This is a genomic window from Microbulbifer sp. YPW1 (genome assembly GCF_013367775.1).
In the GTDB taxonomy this organism is placed as follows: Bacteria; Pseudomonadota; Gammaproteobacteria; order Pseudomonadales; family Cellvibrionaceae; genus Microbulbifer.
The window spans coordinates 1,959,406-1,978,508 of the sequence record NZ_CP055157.1 but is presented as its reverse complement, the minus strand read 5'-3'; the positions used below and the strand labels follow the sequence as shown (position 1 = coordinate 1,978,508).

The window sequence follows — 19,103 nt, the reverse complement described above, 5'->3', positions numbered from 1 at the left end:
GCGGTAACCACCCAGGCCCAGTTCTAATACTTATTGGTTTGGCAATCTAACCAGATTGGTTTGGCATATACAACCGTTAGCACCAATTGGTAATGAAGATATTTGTGACTTGGGTCAGACAGGCGGAATTTCGCTCATTTCCGCACAATTAGTGGGCAAAAGCGCAGTTTTATGTAGTTTGACTACAAAAATCGCGGAGAAAATCAGCCTGATAAGGACCGCCATAAAGATTATTTTCTGATCAAATGCGGTCAGGCCACAATTTGGTGCGCCTGACCACATGGGGTACCTCAGGGAGTGGCTTCGATCAGCAGGTCGTCCAAGACAACATTGGCACCGCTTTCCGTTCGGAGGGTGACGAATGAATTGGCGCTGGCGGTCAGGCCAGCCACGGTATAAGTTTTACCGGCCTCGAGATCTGTCAGAAGCACCTGGTGGAACTTGGAAGCGCTGCCCCAGATTGAGTTACCGCTGGACGGCGTATTGTTGTCCACGTAAATCTGGAAATTTCGACTGGTGTCGCCGCCTACACTGACCACGGTAAAAGTGATCTGCCAGGGCACACTGAGGTCGAATACACCGGTATTGCTGTCGCCACTGGTGGTGCTTGCTTCCGGCGTGGAATTGCCGATGGAGACCCGGCTGCCGGTCAGGCTGAGCGCGCCGCCCTGAATTTCCGCGGTGCCGGTGACGCGGTAGTACATGGGCGTACCATCCCCCGGAGCACCGGTAAGATCGCGATAGCTGTTACTGAAAAAGCCTGCAGTATCGGTGGCGAAGTTCTCCGCGTAGGGCAGCACCACGTCTTCGACAATCGGCTCTTCCTCTACCGGCACTTCATCTTGCGGGGTGACCGGCTCGGGAATTTCGAGATCCGATTGATCCAGTTTGCCCCTGCCGGCATTGGCGATGACGTAATCCTTCAACCCGTCAGTCGGATCGAGAGTATAGGAATAAGGTACGGTGTAGGTGGATGTGGACTCACCATCCTCGGCAGTGATATCGGTTCCGCCACCGCTGGTCCAGGTCACACCACTGCCAAAAACATTCCCGCTGAGATTCCAGTAACCAATCACGTCAGAGTAAAACGACACAATCGGGTTCTGGGTGTTTTCGAAAATGTTGTTTTCAATCAGCAACTCGGCACCGGCGCGGGAGTTGATCGCGGTGGAGCGAATGTTGTTGTAGTAGTTGTTGTACACATGGCCCTTGCCGTGACGGTATAGCGGCACGCGGGATTCCAAGTTTTCAAAGCGGTTGTGGTGGAAGGTGATCAGACGATCCGTGTCCGGATTGGTGTCATTTTCCGTGTGACCGTGCAGAGAAGTTTTCCACGAGTCGTGCAGATAGTTATACGACAGGGTGATATAGCGGGCACCGCTCTTGGAGTCGATCAGACCGTCGTAGTAGTTTTTGTCCACATTCAGCGAGCTGTACAGCTCACAGTGATCGATCCAGATATGGCTGGTAGTGGAGCCATTGTCGTCCCCCTCGATACTGATCGCATCCTTTTCCTCGCCGGGCCAGGCTTCGTGGAACAGCAGGTTCTGCACAATGATATTGTTGGCGCGGCGAATAGAGAGACCGATACCGTCAAACTCGCCGTTTTCCCCCACCCCGATCAATGAAACATTATCCATATCCTTGATCTGGATACTGGTGCCGGTACCGGTGTTGAAGTCGGTGATGGTGCCATCGATATAAATCGTAATCGGCTGGCTTGCGTCTTTGGCTTCATCCAGTTTGGATTGCAGGTCCGCACCATTATTGACGGTGTAAACAAGCCCGCCTTCGCCGCCGGTGAGGTTATAACTGTAACCAGCGAAGCCGCCGTCGATACTTTCATTCCCCCCCGAGGAGGAACCGGAACTGCTGGAGGAACCGGAAGAGCTCGAAGAACTACTTGACGAGCTGCCACCGGAAGAGGAGCTCGAAGAACTACTCGAAGAACTGCTGGAAGAACTGGAGGAGCTGCTGGAAGCCCCTCCGTTATCGCCGCCACCGCCGCAGGCCGTCACGCCGGCGCACAGTATCAGGGTCAACAGTCCACGGGATAGCGTATGAAGAGTGTATGAATTGCGCATGTTTTTTCTCCCCGAAAGGCCCCGCACCGCGGGGCCTCATTTATTTCAGGTTTATTCCCCGCTGGTGCCATTGATATTGAAATCGTAAATGGCGAGGTACTTACCGGTGTTACCGGCGGAATTCCACGGGAAGATACGGACATAGAGAGTCTCCCCAGCGGAAACCGGAATGGTCACGCCGTACTCTTGCAGGGTCATCGTATCCTTGGTAAAGGAGATGGCTTCGTCGAGTTTGACCGGGTTGCTGAAATCGCTGGATAGCGAATACTCAATATCGGCCTGCACCGTTGAGCCGCCGCTGGAGGTGAGGTAGGCGGAGATGGTGTCCACGAAGAAGGTCTGGGATTCGGCGGTCACCGCAAATTGCAGGAAGCGGTCATTGCTGCGGGCGACCATCTCGGGCCCTTCCACCCGATAGCGGGCAACGCCGGTATCTTGTCCGTCGACTGCCAGGGTCTTTACGTTCCCCGCCTCCAGGTTGTTTGCCAGCGCGTCGCTGGCACTGACCAGGCCATCGTTGATGGGGGCGGTGGATGATCCTTCGGTAAACCAGCTGGAATAAGACGCTACTCCTTCACCGGCCGCGACACCGGTACCCGATACGTCCACTGTGCCCAACTCGGTACCCTCCAGTGCAAAGCTGACCTCTCCCGCGTAGGCCTGGTGGATTTCCGCATTGAATTGCACGTAGAGGTTGGAGGTGAAGGCGCCATTGGTGAAGTCGATAGTAGTGGAGCTGCTCCAGGTTTCGGCGTCGTCGGAGTCGCTCAACAGGAAGCCGTCCGGTGCGGAGACATCAACGGCGCCGTTTTCCGGCGTGAGATCAAAGGCAGAGATGGTGAGCTTTTTGCTATTGGGGACGCCAACGTAACGATTTCCCCAATCCAGGCTGTCGGGGCTGGCTACCAGCGAAGTCACTTCGACAATGTGCTCCACCATCAAACCATGCGACTTCAAACCCTCGACTGCCGCCCTGGCGATCAGGTTGGCAAAGAGCACCTGCGGATGGGTACTGTCGGCAGGGATGTACAGGTGCTCTGTCGCCGCTTCGTCACCATAGCTTTCCACGATGGCTTTGGTCTCGGCGGTGAGGTCCACAAGCGGTACATCGTAGGTTTCTGCAACCGCTTTCATCGCGGCCGGATAGTTGCCCCGCGGGTGTTCTTCGCCCGTGTTGGCGTCTTGCAGATTGTGCTGCCCTTTTTCAGTAATGGAACCACCGCTGAAATATTTGCGCACGATCGGCGTCATCAGTATCGGCGTCGCACCTTTTTCCCGTGTTTCGAGAACATACTTTTTCAGGAACTGGTAATACGAATGTTCCGTGTCCGCGCAGTTCTCTCCATCTTCGGTGCCGTCGCTACAGAACGCGTAGGTGCCAAACTCATCGTAGTCGCCACCGGTTTTCTGATCGTTGTGCCCGAACTGGATGATGACGTAATCACCCTCTTCAATACTTGTCAGCGCGGTCGGCCAACGGGAAGCCTCGTAGTAGAAGCTGAGGGAACTGCGCCCGCCTCTGGCCCAGTTGTTGATGACCGTTTCCTCGCTGAAGAAGGCCGGCATTGCCTGCCCCCAACCCATCTGCGGCAAACGCTCTTCGCCGTAATCGGTCATGGTCGAGTCGCCGAGCATATGAATGGTAGGGGCTTCTCCGCTGGCACCACCGGAACTGCTTGAGCCGCCGGAACTGCTGGACGAACTACTGGAAGAACTGCTGCCACCGCCGGAACTGCTTGAAGAACTGCTTGAAGAACTGCTTGAAGAACTGCTCGAAGAGCTGCCCGAACCATCACCGCTGCTCGGACTACCGGAGCCGCCACAGGCAGCCAGACCGGTACACATGACTACCGCGAATACGATTTTTCTCATGTTCATGGAAGTGTCTCTATTCGAAAGATTCATTTTTATAGAAGGTGGTAGCGGGCCGGGTAATTCCCGGCCCGCGGCTGTTGCTTATTGCACCAGCTGGATATCTTCGAAGGTGAAGGTCTGTACGCCGGAACCGTTGGGCGCTGCGAACAGGCCCACTTTTACGGTGTCGGGCAGGCCCGAGAGCGTGCTTGCCTTCACGATGGGGTAGGTGGCACCACCATCGCTGGAGAGGTAGGTGATGTACTTTTGGCCCTGGCGCTCTAACCTCAGGTACAGGTTGTCTCCCGGGGTCAACTCTGCCGAGTCCATGGAAGTCTTGTTCCAGTTCGCACCATCTTCCGCTACGTGGCCGTAGGTGGGCACCAGGTTCTGTACGTCATCACCGGTGATGTCATTGATGGTCGCATGGGCCAACGGGCTGGTTCCGCTACTGGCAGTGTCACATTCACACAGTATCAGGCCCACCGGGAACTGGTAGGACGAGCTTTCGCGCAGGGCGCCCACGGCCTTGACCTTGGCCGTCAGCGTAAAGTCACCGGCCACCTCCTGGGAGACCAGGTAAAAACTCATGGCCGCACTTTCAAACTTGCCGCCTTCAGCAGTGAAGGTGACACTGGTCTCCGTCTGAGCGGTGATCTCTCCACTGATTCCAGTACTGCTGCCGCCGAGCACCATGGCACTTCCGCTCCACACACCGGGCTCCGGTTCGGGCTCGGGTTCCGGTTCGGGCTCAACCGCAGGGCAGAGTTCATCATTGGGCTGCTCCGGCATGGGGTCCCAGCCTTCGCCATTGTTCCAACCGCTGAAGATCTGTGCCCGGGAGCAGAAGCGCTCAGCCACTTCGGCCTCGCTCAGCGCATGGCAGGCTTTGCCTTCGCCACAGCGGGCGGAAATGTCCAGGACGCTGCCGGTGAGGTCCATGCTGCCGTACTCGCGCCAGCCCGCATCGGCACTGGCCGTGGCTGGATTGGGCATGGGGCTCAGGTGCCAGCCATCCGGTTTGATGTGGGCATCCATCTTCGTATTGATAAAGGCGATGTTGTCGAAGTAGCTGCTACTGCCGCCACTGCGCGCCAGGGTGTGGGTGGCATTGGTCACGCCATCATCGCGGGTCAGGATAGAGTTCAGGAACACGAAGCCCGGTACGTTTTCGGGAGTACGCGCCTGAAGCAGGTAACCGCCCTGGCCACCGTCGGTGCGGGTAAGCGTGCGGATTTCGCTGTTTTCAAACACTGCCGCCTGCGCGGTACCCCAGATAAAGTCCACGTTGCCCGCCACCAGACTGTCGTAAAACCAGCTCCAGCCCTTCAGCAACAGGGTGTCCTGCTCGCTGATGAACGCGGCGTTGGTGGCAATGAGGCGGCCTCCGTCGTTATTGAAGTACAGGGTTTCCGCCTGCCCGCCGTCACCAATCAGGGTGGTGTTGATCAGGGAAAGGTCCTTGAGGGTGAGCATGTCAGCACTCTCTACCAGGAAGAGCGCGCGCGTGCTGGTGCCGGGGTTGAGCCCGTTGTTGTTGCTGTAGCGGATCACCGTTTCGCCGGTGCCTGCGCCCTGCAGGGTAACGTTGTGCTTGCCGCGCAGGAACAACACCTCGCGGTAGTCACCCGCATTGATGGTGATGGTAACCGGGTCGCTCGCGGCCACATTCTCCATCACATGGTTCAGCGCGCCCTGCACTGTGCGGAAATCCGCGGCGCCGTCGTCGTCCACTGTTACGTCGGTGCCACTGGGAGCCATGGCGCGCGTGGTGAAGGTCCAGCCGGCGTCTTTGCCTAGGCCCACGAAGTCGGCACCGTTCAGCTGCACTCCCTGCACCAGGTTGCCGCTGATGGCGACATAGTATTCAACACCATGCTCCAGCGCGTTGGTGTGCGGCGAGATGATCAGTGTGTTGCCGTCTATCTCGAACGGATTAACGTTCAGGGTGCGGGTGCTGCTCTGCCCTTCGTAACCGAGCATGTCCACCTCGCCACCGGCGCGGATGGCATCCACCTCGGTATCGTCATCGGCGCGGAAAATACGCACCGAGCCAATTTCGGCGAGGGTGGGAGCGCTGTCGAAGGTAATACTCAGGCGGGTGTCTTCGTACTCGTTGGTATTGCCCGGAATCGGGCTGACACGGGTACCAAGGTCACCGTAGGTAGCCGTGGGCATCTCGAAGGCCTTGGCCACACTCACTGCAATCGTTTTCTGCAGGCTGGAATCGGAACCGCTGGTAAAGGTGATGTCGACCTCGCCCTCGGCAAGCGGGGTCAGTTTCGCAGTATTGCCGGCGACCTCCACGGAGACCGCAGTCTCATCGCTGGACTCGACGGTAAAAGTATCGGCAGTGACACCGTCGCTCTGAATCGCGGTGACATTTATCTCCAGCGCCGGATCGCCGGCAGTGGTAACCCAGGTAGATTCCGCGTAATCGAGGGTGAGTTGCACAGGTTTGATGCTGGGGTCGCCGACCTTCACATAGTCCACTTCAAAGGAGCGGTTGTAGGTGAAAAAGCCGATACGTCCGGCAGTCTGGTAGAGGCTGTCGGGGTCGGTAAACGAGCCCAACTCCTCGCCATCCAGGTAGACCGTGGACGCGGAGCCAACCATGTCGAAGCGCACCGTGTACCAGGTGCCGTCAGTGCCGTCCTGTGTGCCCAGTTCCAGCGGCTTTCTCGTCTGTGCCAGGCGACTCACGCCACCACTGGTGGCCAGGCCCGCTTCCACCTGGGTGGAGTCGGTGCTGTTCTGCATATTCAGGCCGCCGAAATACCACTGCAGCGGTCCCTGGTAGCGGCCCATGGCAAACAGGTATTTGTTACCGGTGTTGCCGTTGGCACGCGGGCGTATGCGGTACTCCACGGAGTAGTCCGCTGGTACGCCGGAGAAAGCTGCTTCCTTGACCAGGATCAGCTCACCCTCGTTCAGGTTTTCACCGCGGGTGCCGGCGGTGAAGCGCAGGGACTTGCCGGCATCGCCCTCGTCGAGAATGTCGAATTTGCCGGGGTTGTCCAGACCGTAACCGTCGATCAGGGCATCCCAGGTGCTTGCGAATTCGCCGTCTTCAAAGTCGTCGCAGAAATACAGGCTGCCATCTTCCGGACAGGTGAAGGCGGCGGTGCCGCCGGAGCCACTCGATGAACTGCTTGATGAGCCACCAGAACTGCTCGACGAACTACTGGAACTACTTGAAGAGCCGCCGGAACTACTCGACGAACTGCTGGAGCTACTTGATGAACCGCCGGAACTGCTCGACGAACTGCTGGAACTACTTGATGAACTGCTGCTCGAGGAACCGCCGGGGTCCGAGCCACCTCCGGAGCTGCCGCTGTCACAAGCGGCAAGCCATCCGGACAGGACGACCAATACGAGTAGGGAAGGGGTTTTCATGGGACTTGCTCCTCATCATCTTTATTCTTTTGGGATGAGCAATACCGCAGGCTGGTCAATTTTTATTATTGGTCCGGCCAAATTGCCGGACCGAGAATATATTCCTCGGTTATTGTAAGTCCAGTTTGGATAGTCCAATTTAGACTAAAGTCTATACCATGTTAGCGCTCACATGCGTCCGAAAGGCTTCTGCTTTCAGCTTGTGTGTGGAACAGTATTCAACATCGGCCTTTTTGACTTCTACGGGTGTGTCTACCACCCCGCCGCAACTACCGCCCTGGTTATTACTTCACGCCTTAAAAAAAAGCCCATCCACCAAATGGTGGATGGGCTTTTCGGTTACCGTTTTTCTGCCAAAGAACGGCCTTTACTGACAGGCCACTTCACCCAGGCCAATTACATAGCTTTGGCTGTACCCCAGCGGAGAGCTGAAAGGGATCTCACCGTTTTTACCCGCCGTCGCGGCAATGTAATCCGCCAACGCCTGGCCGGCAGGACGACGCTCACTGGCGATCACATCCCGTGAGTACTGCGAGTAATTCAGCGAAAGATCGGGCACCGAGCCGGAGCTGTCACTGATGGTGTAGACCATTGACGAGTCCAGATTACAGGCGCCATCGGACAACCAGACAAGACTGCCGTCGCTGCGAAAATTTCCGTCGGCAACATCGCGGGCGAGTTGCGAGCCGCGCTCTACCAGCCACGCATTGATGTCATCCTTCTCCTGGTGAATCGCATTGATCATGAAGGTGTTGTCTTCCCACAAGACCGTAGCGCCAACACGTACGCTCAGGACGTCTTTGCGATAGTTCATAAAGAAGTTATTGAACATGTGCGAGGTGCCGCGACGGATCAACGGCACACGACGCAGGGTATTACCCAGATCACTGTAGTGATCATCGGTGGTGATAAACGCGTTGTGGTGCATGGTGGTGGTGATCTGCGCGTTGATTTCGCGGCTGTCACTGGAGCCATGCAGTGCGGCACGCTTCACGTTGATCAGTTTGTTGAACGAGATGGTGATGTCGTAGGCACCCACCTTCACATCAAACGCCGCGTCACCGGTGGTGTCGAAGGTGTTTTTGTGAATCCAGATGTCGTGGGAGGCACCGGTGTTGCGGATCATATCCGGGTCCAGGCCATGGTCTTCGGTATGGCCCGCGCCACGGAAATCCAGATGGGTCAGGATCACACTCTCGGCGGTCTGGGTCGGCTGACCGTTGCTGTCCGCGCCGATGGCGAAGCCATTGAAACGGAAGTAACCGTTGCTCAGTCGACCATCGAGGGTTTTATGGGAGCCAATTTTGGTGTTGCGAATCGGCAGACTGCTGTTATTCAAGCGGTTATTGAAAAACTCCACCTGACAGGCATCACCGGAATAGCCGTTATCGGCACACCACTGACGGTAGTCGATACACTGGGCTTCGGTACCGCCAATGGCCGCCTGCACAGAACTGTCTGCACAGTGATTGCGATGCATTGAGATCTCGGTCTCCTGGGCGAAGTCGAACTTGTCGAACACAATCCAGTTGTGGCTATCCCCAGTTACCGCATCCAGCAGCTGCTGCTCGACACTGCGACCCTGCGCATCGTTTTTGGTGATCACGGTCAGCTGGCTGTTGCCGTTTGGATCGTAGCCACCCATGGCGTTCTCACCGTAGCCCACGGCGCGACCGAGGGTTTTTGAAAGACACTCGACAATTTCCTGATCCGTAGTCAGCTCGGCAGAATCGCGCCAGTTGACGCTGGGGTCGGTCGCCAGGATGTAACAGGCATTGCTCACTTCCGGAGACGGGAAGGCACCACCGGAGGATGAAGTACCACCGCTGGAAGAAGAGCTGGAGCTGGCGGTACCACCAGAAGAAGAGGAACTACTGGTACCACCGGAAGAAGAGCTGCTGCTGGAACTGCTGGTGCCGCCAGACGAACTGGAACTGCTCGATGAGCTTCCGCCGGAGGATGAACCGCTACCACCGGCGCAATCACCTGCAGCCGGTGCCACACCGGTGACAGACAGGCTGTCGATGTTGGCAAGGCCGCTACCACCGGTGGCCTGTAGACGAATTTCGTTATAGCCCGCGTTCAACCATACGGTCACAGAACCACTGTCCGCGTAATTACCCCAGGCACCGGTGCCGCTCATTCCGAGACTGGTCTGGCTGCCCTGATTGACAAGCACTTCCGCAGGGCGATCACTGCCACCATTGGCGTAGCGCCAGCTCAGGGTGTAATTACCCGCTTGCGGGACCACTACCGACCAATCCACACCCATACCGCTTGTGTTGTCGGTATTGGCGTAACCGGAACCGGTGTACCCGCTGTGCTCAGACTCGAGCGCGCCGTCAACGGAACAGAAGCCCGGCTCGCTCTCCTGCAACACCAGCGTGGTCGGTGCAGTGGCGATGACAGCATCGTCCCCGTTGGAGTTGTACACCACTAGGTTCTGGTCGGTGACTTTTATCCAGTAGTAGTAAGTACCATCCGCGAGATCGATATCCGTGTAGCTGTTGCCAACAACGCTGGAAGCGATGCGTAGGCGTCCAGCGGGATCCGGGTCGGTATCCCGGTAAATCTCCTGGTTGCGCACATCAATGTTGCTGATATTCCAGTTCAGGTTTGCATCGGAGCCACTGACCGCAACATTCAGCGTTACGCTTCCGCCACTGGAAGAACTGCCACCGGACGAGGATGAAGAGGAGGAGGAAGATGAACTACTGCCACCGGAGGAGGATCCACTGCCAGTGGCATTGTAGACTTCAAACTCGGCAATCTGCGGTGCACTGGAGGCGGAGTCGATCATCAGGTTGATCTTGTCCATGCTGACGTCGCCGAGATAAACCTGCAGCGCAGAACCGATACCATTACCAGAGGTGAGCTCCGCACCGGTATCGTTATTCACCAGGCGCCAGGCCTGCACATTGTTGCCAATCTCGCGAATGATCACGGTGTTGAAATTTCCACCGAAATTTTTCGCAGAGATACGTTCGCCGCTCGTAGAGGAAGGCTGCCAGTAGGTAGCCAGGTCGCCATCGACGGCATTGCCATAGCTCGACCCTCCGCCCTTGCTGGAGCCGTCTGCATCGCCACTCAATGCCAGGTTGGGACCAAGGTCGCCGCCGGAACCGCCGCTGCCCCCGGAGGAGCTGGAACTGCTGGACGAGCTTGAGGAACTGGAGGTACCACCGGACGAGCTGCTGGAAGAGCTCGAGCTGCTCGAGGAACTGGAGCCACCAGAAGAGCTGCCACCAGTCACTTCACAGTTGCCGTCATCCACCAGCAGTCCTTTGTTGGCTCCGGCAGTTGCAGCCACAATCTGTGGCACACAACCGGCATCGCTCAGGGAATAGCTGTAAGGAATATTGACGGAAGTGGTCGATACCGGATTCGGGCCGGCCGGATGATTACTATCGCTATCGGCCGTCCAGGAGACATTGGACCAGATATTACCGCTGACTTCCCAGTAACCCATATCGTTGGTGTAGAAAGTACCGAGCGGATCCTTCGAGTTTTCGAAGTAGTTATTTTCCGCCTTCATTTCACCGCCAATACGCGGGTTCATACCAGACTTGGTGATACCCACGTAATGGTTATTGAAGGCATGCGCGGTCGCACCGCGCAAAAGCGGCGTACGGGAGTCGATATTCTCGTACAGGTTATGATGGAAGGTGACGGGGCCATTATTGAGATCGCTATCGCTTGAACCTACAAGACCACCGCGGCCGGAGTTACGCAGGATGCTGTAGGAAAGCGTGACGTACTTGGTCTCTGCCTTCATATCAAACAGTGCATCGTACCCCGCACTCTCGCCACCAGATGCTTCGAGGGTGAGATGGTCTGCCCACACGTTGTAGACGTTGCTTTCCATACCCACGGCATCGCCACCATTGGAGGTGGGAGAACCGGACTTTTTCACGTTACGCACGTGCAGGTTCTGCAGGATGATATTGGAAGCATTGCGCAGGTGGATGCCCAGTTCGTCGAACAGTGCCCCATTGCCGACACCGATCAGCGAGATATTGCTGACATCCTTGATTTCGATTTTGTCTTCGGCGGTATTACAGCTTGCTCCGGACACCTTGCTGGTGTTGCCGTGGTTGATAGTGCCTTCGACGTGAATAATGATCGGCGTATCGCTGGATGGGCGATTACATAGCGCCGCGTGGATTTCAGTACCTGTGGTGGCATACACCACATTGCCACCAGCACCGCCGGTGGTACCTCCGTTTTGTGTAGCAAACCCCGTGGCCTGCGCGGAAACATCCGCGGCCGCGAAGCTGCCCAGCAATGCGCTCAGCACCGCTGTTCTCTTCAGCATGATCTGCATGTGACCTTCCGTATTTATGGTTATTTAGAAGATTTAGTCAGACGACTAGTCACAGGCACAACGCCCGAAAGACACGGCCCGATCACGCGTACGGCGTTCAGGACTAACGGGAACAACTTTTAGTTAGAGACCAATCATCATCGCTGTGGGCCTCAAGGGACAGACGGCCCGCAATATTGGTTTGCCATTATTATTAATTTCGGCCCGCTGAACAGGCCACAATTGGCAATACCAAAACAGGAGCGACGATAGCCACATTAAAAAGATCTGTAAAGCCTATTTATAGTCCGGCAGACCAATATGAGAAGCCTATGCGCCCCGTAAGATGGTTGTAACGCCAATATTCTGGTGAAAAAGCGCTATGCGATTATGTGGTGACACCGTTTAGTCAATCTATGGTGCGCTGAAAGAAGAAAATACAGGCAGTTTTGGACAGACCAAAAAAGCCGGGCTTAAAGCCCGGCAATGCCATCCTGATCATATGGGAACATCGATAAATACATCAGGGTGCAGACAGTATCGAAATAAGCCATCTGCACACGTAATACTGCAGGGTCATTCAATCAGCCCCAGCGCCCGCGGCAGAAACTCGCTGATTGCCGGCACCAGAGTGACCAGTGCCAGTACCACGAACATCATGAGATACATGGGCATCAGCGGGCGTATCAACGCTGTGATTGATGTTTTGGAAATACTGGCACCCACAAACAGCACACTACCCACCGGCGGCGTACACAGGCCAATACACAGGTTCAGGATCATCACAATACCGAACTGCAGCGGCGACATGCCCAGTTCGGTCACCACCGGCAGGAAGATGGGAGTAAAGATCAGCACCGCCGGGGTCATATCCATAAAGGCACCGACCGCGAGCAGAATCAGGTTGATGGTGAGCAGGATCAGTAGTGGGTTGTCGCTCAGGGTGATCAGCGCCTGGCTGATGGTCTGCGGGATATTCTGGTAAGACATGATCCAGGACATCGCGGAAGACGCGGCGATCAGGAACATCACAATCGCCGTGGTCTCGACCGACTTGGTCAGCAGCGCCGGCAACTGATTCAGCTTCACCTCCTTGTACACCACACAGGACAGCAGCAGTGAGTAGAGCACCGCAATCGCACTGGCTTCGGTGGCAGTGAAGAAGCCGCTGATGATGCCGCCGATCACGATAAAGATCAGGAACAGGCTGGGCACGGCATCGATGGTTTTTTCGAAGGCTTCCTTCAGGGTGGGTTTCTCACCCACCGGGTAGCCTTTGGCTTTTGCCCACAGGCCGCACACCATCATCAACCCCAGCGCCAGCAGCAGGCCCGGCAGGTAACCGGCAATAAACAGTGCAGCGATGGATACACCACCGGAGGCCAGGGAGAATACGATGAGAATATTGCTCGGCGGAATCAACAGACCGGTGGTGGAGGAAGCCACGGTTACTGCGGTGTTGAAGTTCTTGTCGTAACCCGCCTTGGTCATGGACGGAATCATGAAACCGCCGATGGCCGAGGTGGCGGCTACCGCGGAACCGGAAATGGAACCGAACAGGGTACAGCTGATGATATTCACGAACGCCAGGCCGCCGGGGAGCATACCGACCAGCACCTTGGCGAAGTCGATAATGCGTCGGGCGATACCGCCGCTGCCCATCAACATGCCGGAGAAGATAAAGAACGGAATCGCGAGCAGCGCAAAGCTGTCGATACCGCTGGCCATACGCTGGGCCATGGTGATCATGGCCGGGTCGAAGTCGATGGTACACAGCATGGTGAGCAGCGTAGCGGCACCAATACTGACGGAAATGGGGACATTCAGGGCGAGAAGGATCAGAAAACTGACCAGCAATACCAGAACTGCAACTTCCACGATGACTCTCCTCGCTTAGGCTTCGACGGCAGCTTCGGGCTGCTTTTGTTTTTCTTTCTGTACCGGGGCGCCTTGCACTTCTGCGTCGTCGGTATACGGGTGCACTTCCGAATCAAACTCGGTAGGCAGCTCTTCCTTACTGGTCACCAGCTCGATCAGGTGGTCGATGGAAAAGAGGCAGATCAGCAGGCCGGAAATCGGCAGCACGCTGTAGACATAGCCCATGGGCAAGTTCAGTGCCGCGGAGGTCTGTTCCAGCTCAAATGTAAGCAGCATCAGTTTTGCACCGCCGTAAACCATGGCGGAGGCCGCAAAGGCAAAGCACACCAGCACCACAAAAATCTGTAGCGCGCGACGCTTGGCACCGTGCAGCGCATTGCTCAGCAGGTCGATCCCAAGATGGGAGCGTTTGCGGTAGGCGTAGGCACCGCCGAGCAAACCAATCCAGACCAGCAGGTAGCGCGCCACCTCTTCGGTGTAGGAACTGGGCTGCATGGGCAGGAAGCGGGTCAGGATTTGCCAGGTCACGTCCAGCACCATCAGTGCCAGCAGCGTACCCAGCACAAGGCCCAGGGCCTTTTCAATTTTCTGCATCATCTTTGCCTTCCACTGTTATTTTTCTAGTGGGCGTTTATTCTGAACAATTAGTTAATGGCTTTGATCTGGTCCAGCAGATCTCCGACCTCGGTGCCCTGGTAGCTGTCGTGCAGCGGTTTGACTGCATCGATAAAGGGCTGCTTGTCCGGGTAGATCACTTCCACACCGGCCGCCTTCACCGCCGCCAGGGATTCCTCGGTGGACTCCTGCCACAGCTTGCGTTGGTAAGTCACCGCTTCATCCACTGCCTGGCTCAGCCACGCCTGCTGTTGCGGTTCCAGCTTGTTCCACACCTCAGTACTGATCAGCAGCAGGTCCGGCACATAAGTGTGCTCGTCCAGGGTGTAGTACTTGGATACTTCGTAGTGCTTGGAGAGATAGAAACTCGGCGGGTTGTTCTCGGCACCGTTGACCACGCCCTGCTGCAGCGCGGTGTACAGCTCGCCCCAGCTCACCGGCGTCGCGGCGCCGCCGAGGGTGTTGACCATTTTGATCGCAGTCTGGCTGTTCTGAACGCGAATCTTCTGGCCATTCAGGTCTTGCGGGCTATGCACTGCAATGTCGTTCATGTAGAAGCTGCGGCTGCCTGCATCCAGGTAGCCCAGGCCGCGCAGGCGCGCGCGCTCGCAGGCCAGCAGCAGGTCTTTGCCGATGGGGCTCTGCAGCACATTCCAGAAGTGTTCGGAATCGCGGAATACGTAGGGGAGGTTGAAGACCTTCATCTCCGGCACAAAGCCCTCCATAGGGCTGGCGGAAACCTTGGTCATGGCCAGGCTGCCGATCTGCAGCAGCTCGATCAGTTCGCGCTCGCTGCCCAGCTGGCCGCCGGAATAGATATCAATACGCATGGTATCGCCGGACAGCTCGCGCAGGCGCTCATCCATAAATACCATGGCGCGGTGCACCGAGTGCTGCTGATCCAGGGTGTGCGCGAGCTTCAGTGCAACCTGGTCTTCCTGAAAACCACAGCTGGCGAGAAATAGCGTAGCGCCAGCCAAGGCCGCAGTGCGGAACTGCCGCCAGAATCTTCTCATTATCATCATTTGTGACCTGCGATTTATTTCTTATCGGGTACAGGTTTGCTGGCTTGCCACATCAAAGAGCACGAAAGCCCGGGCGGCAGACCAGATTGGTCATACCATCGTAACAACTTGCGCACTGTTTGCGCAATCTTGATTTTGTTGCGCCGCTATATAGTCAGCCCGCGGAATGATCGCGCCGCGGTGGCCGATTACCTGGGCAGCGCAGCGGTTGCCGGCGACAATCGACTGCTCCGGGCTCGCGCCTTGCAGGCGTGCCGCCAGGTAGCCCGCATTGAAGGAATCCCCGGCACCGGTGGTATCCACCACGCTGCTTACCGGCGGCACCTCAATAGCGGTAAGCGCTCCGTCGACCTGCAACAACACCGGCTCCGCACCGCGCTTGATCACCAGCTCCGATACGCCGAAACCGGAATTGCGCTTCACGCAGCTCCCCGGGCGCTTGTCACCCCACAGGGCCTGCTCGTCTTCGAAGGTCAGCAGTGCCATGTCTGCCTGCTGCAGGAACTGCGCAACCACTGCGCGCGCGGCATCCGCGGACGCCCACAGGCGCGGGCGATAATTACTGTCGAAGGCGACGCGACCGCCCTGGGCGCGATACGCCGCCAGGAATGCCAGCAGTTCAGCGCGCGCTTCGGCACTCATGATGGCAAGGGTGATACCGGACAGGTACAGGCAGTCCATCTGCATCAGGTGCGCTTTGAGTGCTTCGCGCCGCACCGGATCGGCAAACAGCTCCCGCGCAGGCGCTTCGCCGCGCCAGTAGGTAAAGTAGCGCTCGCCGTCCGGGGTATTCTGGATCATGTAGAGCCCGGGACAGCGGCCGGGCAGGCGGGCGATGGCCGAGGTATCAATGCCCTCGTCAGCAAGGCGTGTGAGCACTTCCTCACTGTACGGATCATCGCCGAGCAACGTTACATAGCTCACACTGACACCGCCGCGGGCGATGTACACCGCGGTGTTGTAGGTGTCCCCGGCATAGGACTGAGCCAGCAGCGCCCTCGCCTGGCCTCCGCCATCTTTCTGGCCCGCCGCTTGCGGTGCCAGTTCAACCATTACCTCACCCAGTGCTGCCAATTTCACGGTGCCCACCTCTATATTGTATTTATCACCGACAGCCCCGTTCTCGCGCCAGCACGCAACAAGGCCTTACCAAAATATTTCGCAGGTATAACCAATTTGACCGATTAAGGCAACTGGCGCAGCACTTTCACGCCCCTCTGAACAAAGCCCCAACTGGTAATGCCACCTTACCAGATTATTTTGATACTGAGAATACATGCAATAGAGACGACCGATCTCCCTGCCTTTACCCCGATTTCAGACTTTCTGTGCCCTCGGGCGCCGGCGGATGCAGATTAAATTTCCAAATTAAAGCGCCTATCTACCTACCTGGTTACCCCTTCGTAGGTCAGCCCCAACAGATGAGCCCCGCAATTTACTCCGCGAACAACTTCTAAGCCCGACCGTATTTCGCTAGAATCGTTAGGATATTAGGACTGGTGGTCAGACAAGTTGCAGCCTAAGCGACAGCAACGCCACCAGCCAGGGGGCAACTTCTGCCGACCCTGTTTGGAAAAACAAATACAGAGGCGCAATACCCGTGGAACTGCAAGCAGTAAAAGCCGAAAGACTCTATTTGAAGGTTGCCGAGCAGCTCTCGCGACTCATCACCAGTGGTTCCATCAAGCCCGGAGAGCGCCTGCCCTCGGAACGGGTACTGGCGGACAAACTCGGCGTCAGCCGACCGACCATCCGTGAAGCGATGATTGCCCTGGAAATTTCCGGTGTTATCGAAATCCGCACCGGCTCCGGCATCTACGCCACCCAGAAGCAGTACCAGCAAGCCCAACCGGAGATTGGTGACAAGGGGGTTGGCCCTTTTGAAATCCTGGAAACCCGCTTCATCATCGAATCAGAAGCCTGTGCCCTTGCCGCAGCCCGCATCTCAAGTGATCAGATTCGTGAGCTGAAGCAGGTCCTCAAAGAAATGGAGGAGGAAGAAAGCCGGGCAGATGCCTCCGAAAAAGCGGACTGGAAATTCCACAGCATTATTGCCGAAGCTTCCCAGAACACTGCGATTATCGGTATCGTCAACTGGCTGTGGGAACTGCGTAACCAGTCAGAGCTGAGCACCGGCTTTATGGAGCGACTGCGTGCCGAAGGGGTGCACCCTTCCATTGAGGATCACCGCAAGATCATTCTCGCGCTGGAACAGCGCAATCCGGAAAAAGCCCGCGCAGCCATGCGTAACCATATCGACAACGCCACCGCGGCGGCCGCAACCTATTTTGAACAGGACCCAGCCTGAGCTACTTTCCAGCTGCAGAATACCGCTCATCCAAGCATTCAAAGAGAGCCCGGGAACGCCCAGAAACACAAAGAGTTTCGTCCGTTACCGGGATCTACCCAATATTTCTTTCAGTAGCGTCCGCCTGCCGCCTGCAATAAAGCGCTCCAGCGCAGTGTGGACCGCGTCGGTAAATTTTTCACTCTTCAATAGCCTGGGGAAAACTATACCGGCGTGGGTCAGCAGGGCCGTCACGTGATCCCGGGTGGGGAAGTCCTCCTGCTCTTTCTGACGCTTCAGCATGTCTACCAACTGGCGCGCTCCGGGGTCGTTCGGTGGAAAACACTGCTGACCGAAAGAGCCCCGGTATATACAGGCAATCCAGGCGGCCACCACCGCACTCAGTAACGGAATTTCCCACCCTCCCTCGATCCCCTCAAGCGCAGGCTCAAGAATGCGCTGCGGGAGTTTCTGACTACTGTCGGAAGCCACCTGCTGGCAGGTATAAGGTACCGAAGGATTGGAAAAACGGGCGATCAGCGTATCGCAATACTGCCTGAGATCCACATCGGGCAGCGGCTGCAATGTTGGCAGTATTTCCCGCTGCATCAATGCCAGTACGAATTTTCGGAGCAGCGGATCCGCCGCGGCCTCATAAATATAGGAGTAGCCGAACAAGGCGCCGAGAAATGCCAGAGCCGAATGACTGCCATTCAACAGACGTAACTTCATACGCTCGTAGGGCGCCACATCCGCAACCACGCTCACACCTACTGAACGCCAATCCGGGGAGGGCGCGACAAAGTTATCTTCGATAACCCACTGGCGAAAACTTTCGCTCAGTAGACAGGCGGTATCGCGGTAACCGGCGCGTCTCTGAATCCCTTCAGCAATGGACTCACTGGTAGCGGGGACCATACAGTCCACCATCGTGCTACAGAACCCTATATGCTGCTCCATCCATCGCGCCAGGCCGCTATCCTGCAGGCGCGCCGCGGTCAGCAGGCAATCCCGTAACAGTGCACCGTTATCTGGCAGGTTGTCACAGCTGAGTAGATTGAACCCCGCAAGCCCACGCGCGCGGCGCAAACGGCAGGCGGCCAGAACAAAGCCATGTAGGGTTTTTGGAGTGCCCGGGTGCAAGATATCGTGCTCGATATCCGGATGTGAGAGATCCAGAGCGCGCGAACCAGGCTTCAGGCAATAGCCTTTTTCCGTGACCGTCGCGGTAACCACATGGGTAGATTCCGCAGCCAGCGCCTCAATCACCGCGGCGGGGTTTTCCGGCGCGACCAGCACTTTCGCCACGGCGCCCACGACCCGCAACTTGCCGGCGTCACCATTGCGCTCGCACAGCGTGTAGAGACCGTTCTGCGATTGCAGGCGATCCCGCATGTCCGGGCTGCGCAGGCTGACCGCAGTAATCCGCCAATCACCGCCACCCCGACGCAAAATCTCATCCACATACACCGCCTGGTGCGCACGATGAAAATTACCGATACCAATGTGGACAATGCCACTACCGGAGTCCGCGGGATTGTAGCCCGGCATGGCTACATCGTTGCCGACGGTATTCCGTTTCTCAGAAACGGCCTTGAGAAACTGCAGATAAAGCTTGGAAGTTTGCGAAGAAGCCTGTTTTGAAAAAATAGGCATAGCGC

At 56.9% G+C, this 19,103-nt stretch carries 10 protein-coding genes; 1 reads left to right on the top strand and 9 read right to left on the bottom strand.

What is annotated here, in order from left to right:
* Positions 1-290: 290 nt before the first annotated feature.
* From HUW35_RS08310 to HUW35_RS08275, 8 genes are all read right to left on the bottom strand, one after another.
* Complete coding sequence (locus HUW35_RS08310; RefSeq protein WP_181255110.1) at positions 291-2,084, bottom strand: polysaccharide lyase family 1 protein; 1,794 nt, start codon at positions 2,082-2,084, stop codon at positions 291-293.
* Positions 2,085-2,135: 51 nt separating this feature from the next.
* Positions 2,136-3,962: a rhamnogalacturonan acetylesterase gene (locus tag HUW35_RS08305; protein WP_181255109.1), complete on the bottom strand. Its 1,827-nt coding sequence runs from the start codon at positions 3,960-3,962 to the stop codon at positions 2,136-2,138.
* Positions 3,963-4,040: 78 nt separating this feature from the next.
* Entirely contained in the window at positions 4,041-7,334 is a 3,294-nt protein-coding gene (locus HUW35_RS08300) for a pectinesterase family protein (protein ID WP_181255108.1), read from the bottom strand.
* Positions 7,335-7,701: 367 nt separating this feature from the next.
* On the bottom strand, positions 7,702-11,658 hold the full coding sequence (locus tag HUW35_RS08295) for a pectate trisaccharide-lyase (RefSeq protein WP_219932670.1): 3,957 nt from the start codon (positions 11,656-11,658) through the stop codon (positions 7,702-7,704).
* A 555-nt stretch (positions 11,659-12,213) separates the two neighbouring features.
* Positions 12,214-13,515, bottom strand: coding sequence for a TRAP transporter large permease (locus HUW35_RS08290; RefSeq protein ID WP_181255107.1), 1,302 nt, complete (start codon positions 13,513-13,515; stop codon positions 12,214-12,216).
* Between the two features lie 15 nt (positions 13,516-13,530).
* Positions 13,531-14,112: a TRAP transporter small permease gene (locus HUW35_RS08285; protein WP_370464610.1), complete on the bottom strand. Its 582-nt coding sequence runs from the start codon at positions 14,110-14,112 to the stop codon at positions 13,531-13,533.
* Between the two features lie 47 nt (positions 14,113-14,159).
* A complete protein-coding gene (locus tag HUW35_RS08280) occupies positions 14,160-15,146 on the bottom strand; it encodes a TRAP transporter substrate-binding protein (protein WP_181255106.1) in 987 nt (328 codons plus the stop codon).
* A 99-nt stretch (positions 15,147-15,245) separates the two neighbouring features.
* Positions 15,246-16,235: a sugar kinase gene (locus tag HUW35_RS08275; protein WP_255463557.1), complete on the bottom strand. Its 990-nt coding sequence runs from the start codon at positions 16,233-16,235 to the stop codon at positions 15,246-15,248.
* Between the two features lie 520 nt (positions 16,236-16,755).
* Between HUW35_RS08275 and HUW35_RS08270 the strand changes: the two genes are divergently transcribed.
* The gene (locus tag HUW35_RS08270) at positions 16,756-17,463 is read left to right on the top strand and encodes a FadR/GntR family transcriptional regulator (protein ID WP_181255105.1); all 708 of its coding nucleotides are present in this window, start codon (positions 16,756-16,758) and stop codon (positions 17,461-17,463) included.
* Positions 17,464-17,547: 84 nt separating this feature from the next.
* Here the strand turns inward: HUW35_RS08270 and HUW35_RS08265 are convergent, their stop codons facing one another.
* On the bottom strand, positions 17,548-19,098 hold the full coding sequence (locus HUW35_RS08265) for a mannitol dehydrogenase family protein (RefSeq protein WP_181255104.1): 1,551 nt from the start codon (positions 19,096-19,098) through the stop codon (positions 17,548-17,550).
* Positions 19,099-19,103 lie beyond the last annotated feature (5 nt).

Coding starts and splice junctions, on each gene's coding strand:
- HUW35_RS08305 (WP_181255109.1), bottom strand. CDS start 3,962: ATGAACATGAGAAAAATCGTATTCGCGGTAGTCATGTGTACCGGTCTG.
- HUW35_RS08265 (WP_181255104.1), bottom strand. CDS start 19,098: ATGCCTATTTTTTCAAAACAGGCTTCTTCGCAAACTTCCAAGCTTTAT.
- HUW35_RS08310 (WP_181255110.1), bottom strand. CDS start 2,084: ATGCGCAATTCATACACTCTTCATACGCTATCCCGTGGACTGTTGACC.
- HUW35_RS08300 (WP_181255108.1), bottom strand. CDS start 7,334: ATGAAAACCCCTTCCCTACTCGTATTGGTCGTCCTGTCCGGATGGCTT.
- HUW35_RS08295 (WP_219932670.1), bottom strand. CDS start 11,658: ATGCAGATCATGCTGAAGAGAACAGCGGTGCTGAGCGCATTGCTGGGC.
- HUW35_RS08280 (WP_181255106.1), bottom strand. CDS start 15,146: ATGAGAAGATTCTGGCGGCAGTTCCGCACTGCGGCCTTGGCTGGCGCT.
- HUW35_RS08285 (WP_370464610.1), bottom strand. CDS start 14,112: ATGATGCAGAAAATTGAAAAGGCCCTGGGCCTTGTGCTGGGTACGCTG.